Origin of the sequence: Actinophytocola sp. (assembly GCF_036555685.1) — a bacterium.
GTDB lineage: Bacteria > Actinomycetota > Actinomycetes > Mycobacteriales > Pseudonocardiaceae > Actinophytocola.
This window is the reverse complement of the sequence record NZ_DATBKY010000007.1, coordinates 1-7,342: the sequence shown is the minus strand read 5'-3', so window position 1 is coordinate 7,342 and position 7,342 is coordinate 1. Positions and strand designations below refer to the sequence as shown.

The window sequence follows — 7,342 nt, the reverse complement described above, 5'->3', positions numbered from 1 at the left end:
CCTCGCCGCGCGCGACGATGAGCGCGACGTTCTCGGTGCCGGAGCGCAGCCCCCGTTCCTGGCCGCCGCCGTAGGTCGCGGGTTCGAGGGTGAGCCCGTCGCGGACGTACAGGGCACCGACGCCCTTCGGGGTGTACATCTTGTGGCCGGCGACCGCCAGCAGGTCCACGCCCAGCTCCCGTACGGAGACGCCGATCTTGCCGATGGTCTGGGCGGCGTCGGTGTGGAACAGCGCCCCGCGGGCGTGGGCGAGCTCGGCCAGCTCGCGGACCGGCTGGATGGTGCCGGTCTCCGCGTTGGCGTGCATGACCGACACCAGCACCGTGTCGTCGGTGAGCGCCGCCGCGAGGTCGGCCGGGTCGACCAGGCCGTGCCGGTCGACGGGCAGCACCGTGACCCGGAAGTCGTGCAGCCGCCGCAGGGCGTCCACCGTGGAGAGCACGGCCGGATGCTCGGTCGCCTGGGTGATCAGGTGGGTGCCGCGATGGGCCAGCGCCGCGCCGCGGATGGCGAGGTTGTCGCTCTCGGAACCGCCGCCGGTGAACACGATCTCGCCCGGTGCGCACCCGACGAGGTCGGCGACCGCCCCGCGGGCGGTGTCGACCGCGCCGTGGGTACGCCGGCCGTACGCGTGGCTGCTGGAGGGGTTGCCGAAGTGCTCGGCCAGGTACGGCAGGCATGCCTCCACCACCCCCGGGTCGACCGGTGGTGTGGTGGCGTGTGGTCCAGGTAGACGGGCTCCGTCACGAGCCAAGGGATAGGAAGCGCCCCTGGCCGGTGGCGAGGCCGACGAGGCGGGGCAGCCACCGGGCGCGAATTACGCCGGCGAAATCGCGTGGCGCCGCCCGCGTTCCATGGCAGTGATATTCGGCGTTCCGCCGGAGTGCCGTTGGGCCATTCCTACCAATATCAAATACATTCCCATATTTCTGTGGAAAACCACTCCTTGACGCCTGTTGAGATCATTTGAGAGCGTCAATTTTTGCGTGCGCCGAGTTCGTGATCATCCATTAAGGAGTTTCGGATGGCTGTGGACATGTCGTTCCTGATCGCGGATTCGGACTATTACGAACCGTGGGACACGACGGATCCCGGTGCGCGCTTTCACCCGGCTCCGCTGCCGGACGGCTGGGTACGGCTGGACGAGGGCGCGTGGACCCATTGGGGGCCGCCCGATCTGGCGCTCCCGGACCAGGGCTGGAAGGTGCACGTGTCCAGTTCCCTGGCCAATGCACGGTCCGTGCTGGCGATCGTGTCGTTGGCGTGCGCCGAACTGGGTGTGCCGTTCAAGCACCTCGCGGGCGAGCGCATCTTCCTGCTGGCGCACGACAAACACGCGGCCCGCCCGCAGAGCGGCAAGTTCTGCACCCTGTACCCACCCACCGAGGAATGCGCGCTGCTGGTGATGCGGCGCCTGTCCGCGGACCTGGCCGGGATCGGCGGCCCCTTCGTGCTCACCGACCGGCGATTCGGCGAGAGCACGTGCGTGTCGTACCGATATGGCGCATTTCGCGGCCGCACGAGAGTCGACGCGGAAGGAACCCACGTACCGATCTTGACCGGCCCCGACGGCCGGGACATCGACGACGAGCGCAAGCCGGCGTTCCACCTGCCGCCCGGAATTTCCGATCCGTTCCGCGAGGCCGCGCCCGCGGCGCCCGCCGGTCCCGTGAAAATGCATGGCTACGCGTTCGACAAGGTCCTGCGACACAGCAACGCCGGCGGCGCCTACCGGTTCCGCACCGACGACGGCACCGCGGTGTTCGTCAAGGAGGCGAAGGCGCACAACGGGTACACCGCCGACGGTGCCGACGCGAAGACCCGGCTGGCCGCGGAGTACCTGGTGCTTCGGGAGCTCCACGCCCGCGCGCCCGGCCTGTGCCCGCGGCCGGTGGAGCTGTTCCACCACTGGGAACACACCTACCTCGTCTCCGAGCTCGTGCCGGGCGTGTCGCTGTACCGGTGGATGGTGACCAACAACCCCGCGGTGCTCGACCACACGGACGTGGCGGCGTACGCCGGCTACCACGAGCGGTGCCTCGACCTCCTCGACCAGCTCGAGGCACAGCTGCGCACTCTGCACGGCCTCGGCTACGTCTTCATCGACCTCAGCCCGACCAACGTCCTCGTCGACGACGACGACCGCGTCCGGCTGGTCGACTTCGAAGCGGTGCAGCCCGTCGGCGACGTGCGGCGGTTCATGGGCACACCCGGCTACCTGCCGCCGGAGCCGCGGGCCGTCGTGCGGCGTGATCCGAAGGACCTCGACCGGTACGGGCTGGCCGCGCTGGCGCTGCTGCTCGTGTTCCCCGCGCACGAAGCGGCCGAACGGCATCCGGCAGTGCTCGACCACCTCCACGCGGACCTGTCCGAATTCGCGCCCGTGCGGCCCCGGCTGTGGCAGTGGGCCACCCGCTGTCACGAGCGCGCCGGGGATACCTGCCTGCCCACGCCGGCCGCCGTGCGCGCGGACCCGATCGCCGCGTTGGCCGGCCTGGCCGAGCGGACCGCCGACGCCGTCGAGGAGATGGCACGACCGGACCACCCGGCACGGGTCTACCCGACGATCCCGCTCGGGTACCAGACGGACACGCGGGCGCTGGCCGCGGGCACCGCCGGCGTGCTGTACGCGCTGCACCGCGCCGGCCGCGCCGCCGATCCCGCGGTGGTCCGCAGGCTGCGGGACGGGGCCGTGGCGGCCGCCGAGACCAGTGCGCCCGGCCTGCTCCACGGCAGCGCGGGCATCGCTGGCGTGCTGGCCGAGCTCGGCGAGGCCGACGCGGCCGAGGACCTGCTCACCACGGCCGCCGCGCATCCGCTCAACGACGCCGCCGCCACGCTCGGCGGTGGCGCGGCCGGCACCGCGCTCGGCCTGCTGGCCCACCACCGGCGCACCGGCGAACAGCGCTGGCTGGACCGGGCCGCCGGCCTGCTCGAGAGCGTGCCGGACGGTGCGGAGCTCACCACCCGGCTGAGCACGACCAACCGCTCCGGGCTGGTGGGCGGGCGCACCGGCGTGGCGCTCGCGCTGTACCGCCTGTACCGGACCACCGGGGACGAGCGGCTGTTCACACGCGGCATGCGGCTGCTACGCGAGGAGCTCGCCTACGCCGTGCCGCTGCCCGGCGGCGGCCTCGGCTTCCGCATCGCGCAGGCCGACCGTCGCGTCTACCCCTACCTGTTCGCCGGCAGCGCTGGCTACGCCGCGGTGCTCTCCCGGTTCCTCGCACACCGGCCGGGCGCGGAGTTCGACGTCGTCGAGGACGACCTCACCGCTGCCGAGGTACTGGAGCGTTGCCTGCGTGCGTGCTCGGCCCGGTTCACCGTGTTCCCCGGCCTGTTCCCGGGTCTGGCCGGCCTCGTCATGACGCTGGCCGGCGCCGGAAGGCGGCTGCGCCGGCCGGAGCTCGTCGACACCGCGCTGGCCAGCGCCCGGGGTCTGTTCCGGTACGCCGTGCCACACGGGAACGGGGTGGGCTGGCTCGGCGAGCCGGGACAGCGGCTGTCCGCCGACCTCTGGTCGGGCGCGGCGGGCGTCCTGCTCACCCTGCGGCACCTGGCCGACGCCCTTCCGGACTCCCTCGACGCCGTGCACACGCCGAGGGACGCCGTTGCACCAACACTGGAGGAAAGGAGTGATCAGCATGGAGGAAGTCCTGCTTTTGCAGGCTGAAGCGGCTCAGGAGGACGACCTGCTGGCCTGCAACGTGCTCACCATGAGCAGCAAGGGCAGCGTCTGTCTGTGACGCCTCGGCGTCCACGCCTGCCGGGCACAACACCGTGCCCGGCGGGCGCGAGTCCATTATGGACGCTCCGGTCCGCGTTCGTCGTCGAGCGCCCGGGAGGTCATCGGGTGTTCGACGAGCGCGAGAACCTTGCTGGCCATGAACCGTGCCGTGCGTACCGGGTTGCCGGTACGCGTGACCTCCACGACCTCGACCACACCACGCCCGATGCTGACCTCGACCCGCCGGCCGGCTCGCGTCGCCACCACCTCGTAGGTGCGGGTCGAGTCACCGGCGTCCACCACGATCTCGACCCGGTCGCCCTTCATGGCTCGCCTCCCGGCCGCGCCGACGCGTACCACCCATGCACACTGTACCGAACTTGTGTTCGACAACAAGGTTCCAGGTCGTCGCACGACCGGTCGCGCGCGGTCCGGCTCGCACCTCAGCCGGTCGCGTACCGCGGGCGCCCGGCCGGCCGGTAGACCTGGAGCGTGATGCCCTTCGGGAATGCTCGCGACTCGACCAGGTCGAGTGCCTTGTCCGGGCCCGCGTCGGGGAACAGCCGCGCGCCCTGGCCGACGATCACCGGGACGACGAGCAGGTTCATCTCGTCGACGAGGTCGTTCTCGAGCAGCCACCGGACCAGCGCGCCGCTGCCGTGCACCTGCAGCTCTCCGCCCGGCCTGGCCTTCAGCTCGCGGATGGCCGCCGCGAGGTCACCGGAGAGGACGGTCGTGTCGGCCCACTTCGGGTCGGTGAGCGTGTTGGACGCGACGTACTTGGGCTTCGTGTTCAGCGCACCCACGATGGGGTTCGCCAGATCCTCGCGCACGCCCCAGTAGCCGGCGAAGAGCTCGTAGGTCCGCCGGCCGAAGAGGAACGCGTCGGCGCCCTGGTACGCCTGGTCGACGAATGACATGGCCTCGGTGTCGAACAGCGGCCTTGCCCATCCGCCTCGCTCGAATCCGCCGCGGCGGTCCGGCCCGCCGTTGCCCTGCATCACTCCGTCGACGGAGACCTGCGTGTTGGTCGTCAGCTTCATGGTCGCGGTTCCCTTCTCCCTCGGGGCGCCTTTCGCAGGCGGTCTTCACCCCGGCTACGAACGCCGCTACCCCGATCCGACACCGCCGGCCAAACTTTCGCGAAACGGCCACCTTCACTGTGACACTCTGCCAGAATTCGTCTCACTGGATCATCGGCGAGAGGGAGACCAGTGTCGGGAAACCTCAGCAGGCGTAGGGCCCTCCTCCTGGGCGGCGGTGCCGCGCTCGGCACCGTGGCCACCGTGGCCGGCCTGGGACCAGCGTCCGCGGCCACGGACTGGATCCGGCTGCCGATCGTCACGGCCAACATCGGCCGCAAGCACCTCGGCGCGCGGGATGCCGCGATCCACGCCGTCCGCCACGGGGTCGGCGAGGATCGGCCGCTGGTCGGCTGGCAGGAGATCAGCGAGCAGGACAACGGCGAGGAGGCCATGATCGAGAAGCACTTCGGGAACGCCTACCGGACCGCGTTCCTGCGGGACAGGAAGTCCTTCCGCGTGCCGATCTCGGTGCCCCGGCCGTGGCAGATCGTGAACCCGAAACACACCTTCGCGCACGGTGGCATCAAGGGAGTGACGCCGCCGCGCTGGATCAACGAGGTCGTGGTGCGGCACGAGTCGAACCCGAACCTGCAGTTCGTCCTGATCAACACCCACTACCTCTTCGGCGCCTACAACGGTGCGACGCGCCCCGACCTGCGCGACGAGTACGACCACCACCACAGCGTCCACAAGCAGCGCGTGCTCGCGCACCACCGGCAGGGCCGCCTGGTCATCTGGACCGCCGACACCAACAACCCCCACTACGCCAAGGCCACCGGCCGGCAGGCGGAGAAACAGGTCTTCGACAAGGGCATCGACCGGATCAACTGGCTGCCCGGCGACGGCTCCGTCAAGCTGGAGCTGCGCCACACCAAGTCGGTCGACATGCGGGTCGACGGCCACGACGCACGCGTCGCGATCTTCCGGATCCGGCCGGCCTGACCCCGGCCATTCGCGATACCGCCGACAATATCGTCGAAAACTATCGTCGAAAACGCGAACACCTGTCACCGCCTCGATGCGGCGGCGGCGAACGCGTTCAACCGGTTCCACCGTGAAGCCGAAATCAAAGGGCGGCGCTGCCGCGCGATTCGACGACATCGCGGGACGGTGGGAACACGATCCATTCGCCGCCGATATCACCGAATTCGTGTGGCCGTTCCGGGCGGGGTCGTGGTACGGCGACGGCCGACGCCGAGGACGCTCCGGGTAATCCACGTGACCGAACCCGACCTGGTCGGCAAGCGGTAGAGCCGATCGTCGGGAACCGTCACGGGACCTGCCGTGGATCATGCCGGGGACTTATTACCAGTTGAACAGTTTTGACCGGCGAGACGGATCGGGACAAATGCAGCAGCCCGCTGGGTTGTTCGGTTCACAACCAAAGTAGGTTTTCGCGGCAATACCGGCGAATTCACCCTACGTTCGCATTGAGTATCGCCGAAGGCCCCCTTCGCGTTTCAGCTGAACGTCGCTACCGGCTCCATTCTCACCTGTGCATGATCGGAATGCCCGAGATCGCCGGCGTCCGCTGAACCCGACGATTTCCCTGCTTCGGAGGAATGAGGAGCCCACTCATGAAGCGTTCGACCCTGTGCTGGGTCGCCGCGGCCTCGGTCGCGGTCGCTACCACGATCGGCGGCACCGTGCTGGCCGCGACGGCGGCGCCCACGGCGGACAAGCCGCTCGCGACAAACGCCATGCAGATGGCCAAGACCGAGTCCGCCAAGGTCGCCTCGGCGGCCGGCGTCGGCTCGCACGAGAAGCTCGTCGTCAAGGACGCGATCGTCACCTCGGACGGCATGCGCCACCTGCGTTACGACCGCACCTACAACGGCCTGAAGGTGCTCGGCGGCGACATGGTCGTCACCGAGAACACCAACGGCAAGGTCCTGTCGGTCAACAAGGCGACGCAGGCGAGGTTCGCCCTGTCGACCACGCCGGGCATGGCCGCGCCGGCCGCCGCCACCAAGGCGATGACCGCGCAGAAGAACGTCAGGTACTCGGTCGCCGAGCAGCCGTCGCTCGTGGTCTACGCCGTGCGCACCGCGCCGACGCTCGCCTACGAGACGGTGCTGAGCGGCATGAAGGCCGACCAGACGCCGAGCAAGCTGCACGTGTTCACCGACGCCAGGACCGGCAAGGTGCTCTACTCCTACGACGACATCGAGCAGGCCGCCGGCACGGGTAACAGCGAGTACAGCGGCCAGGTCGCGCTCGAGACGACCGAGGGCGGCGACGGCTTCAACCTCGTCGACGGCACCCGCGGCAACCAGCAGGTGTCCAACGCGGACACCAACGTGCTCTACACCGACGCCGACAACACCTGGGGCACCGGCGAGGGCACCGACGACCAGACCGCGGCCGTCGACGCCGCCTACGGTGCGGCGAGCACGTGGGACTACTACAAGAACGTCCACGGCCGCAACGGAATCCGTAACGACGGCGTCGGTGCGGAGAGCTTCGTGCACTACGGCGACGCCTACGTCAACGCCTTCTGGGACGACTCGTGCTTCTGCATGACCTACGG

5 protein-coding genes and 1 pseudogene are annotated in these 7,342 nt (G+C 69.8%); 3 read left to right on the top strand and 3 right to left on the bottom strand.

The window, feature by feature from the left end; translation table 11 throughout:
* Window positions 1-691, bottom strand: a 691-nt coding sequence (locus VH969_RS00785) for a cysteine desulfurase family protein (RefSeq protein WP_331968637.1), incomplete at its 3' end; no start/stop codon positions are given.
* Between the two features lie 333 nt (window positions 692-1,024).
* Between VH969_RS00785 and lanKC the strand changes: the two genes are divergently transcribed.
* Window positions 1,025-3,673 carry a class III lanthionine synthetase LanKC gene (gene lanKC / locus VH969_RS00780; protein WP_331968634.1) on the top strand — a complete coding sequence of 883 codons (2,649 nt, stop codon included), beginning with the start codon at window positions 1,025-1,027 and terminating at the stop codon, window positions 3,671-3,673.
* A 129-nt stretch (window positions 3,674-3,802) separates the two neighbouring features.
* Here lanKC and VH969_RS00775 read toward each other — a convergent pair whose 3' ends face one another.
* Window positions 3,803-4,054: a DUF8836 family protein gene (locus VH969_RS00775; RefSeq protein WP_331968631.1), complete on the bottom strand. Its 252-nt coding sequence runs from the start codon at window positions 4,052-4,054 to the stop codon at window positions 3,803-3,805.
* 116 nt (window positions 4,055-4,170) lie between these two features.
* Window positions 4,171-4,770, bottom strand: coding sequence for a dihydrofolate reductase family protein (locus tag VH969_RS00770; protein ID WP_331968628.1), 600 nt, complete (start codon window positions 4,768-4,770; stop codon window positions 4,171-4,173).
* A gap of 171 nt (window positions 4,771-4,941) precedes the next feature.
* Here VH969_RS00770 and VH969_RS00765 point away from each other — a divergent pair, with 171 nt between their 5' ends.
* Both VH969_RS00765 and VH969_RS00760 read left to right on the top strand, forming a co-directional pair.
* Window positions 4,942-5,754, top strand: coding sequence for a hypothetical protein (locus VH969_RS00765; protein WP_331968625.1), 813 nt, complete (start codon window positions 4,942-4,944; stop codon window positions 5,752-5,754).
* Window positions 5,755-6,389: 635 nt separating this feature from the next.
* Window positions 6,390-7,342: pseudogene (locus VH969_RS00760) on the top strand (M4 family metallopeptidase); the annotation flags it as partial.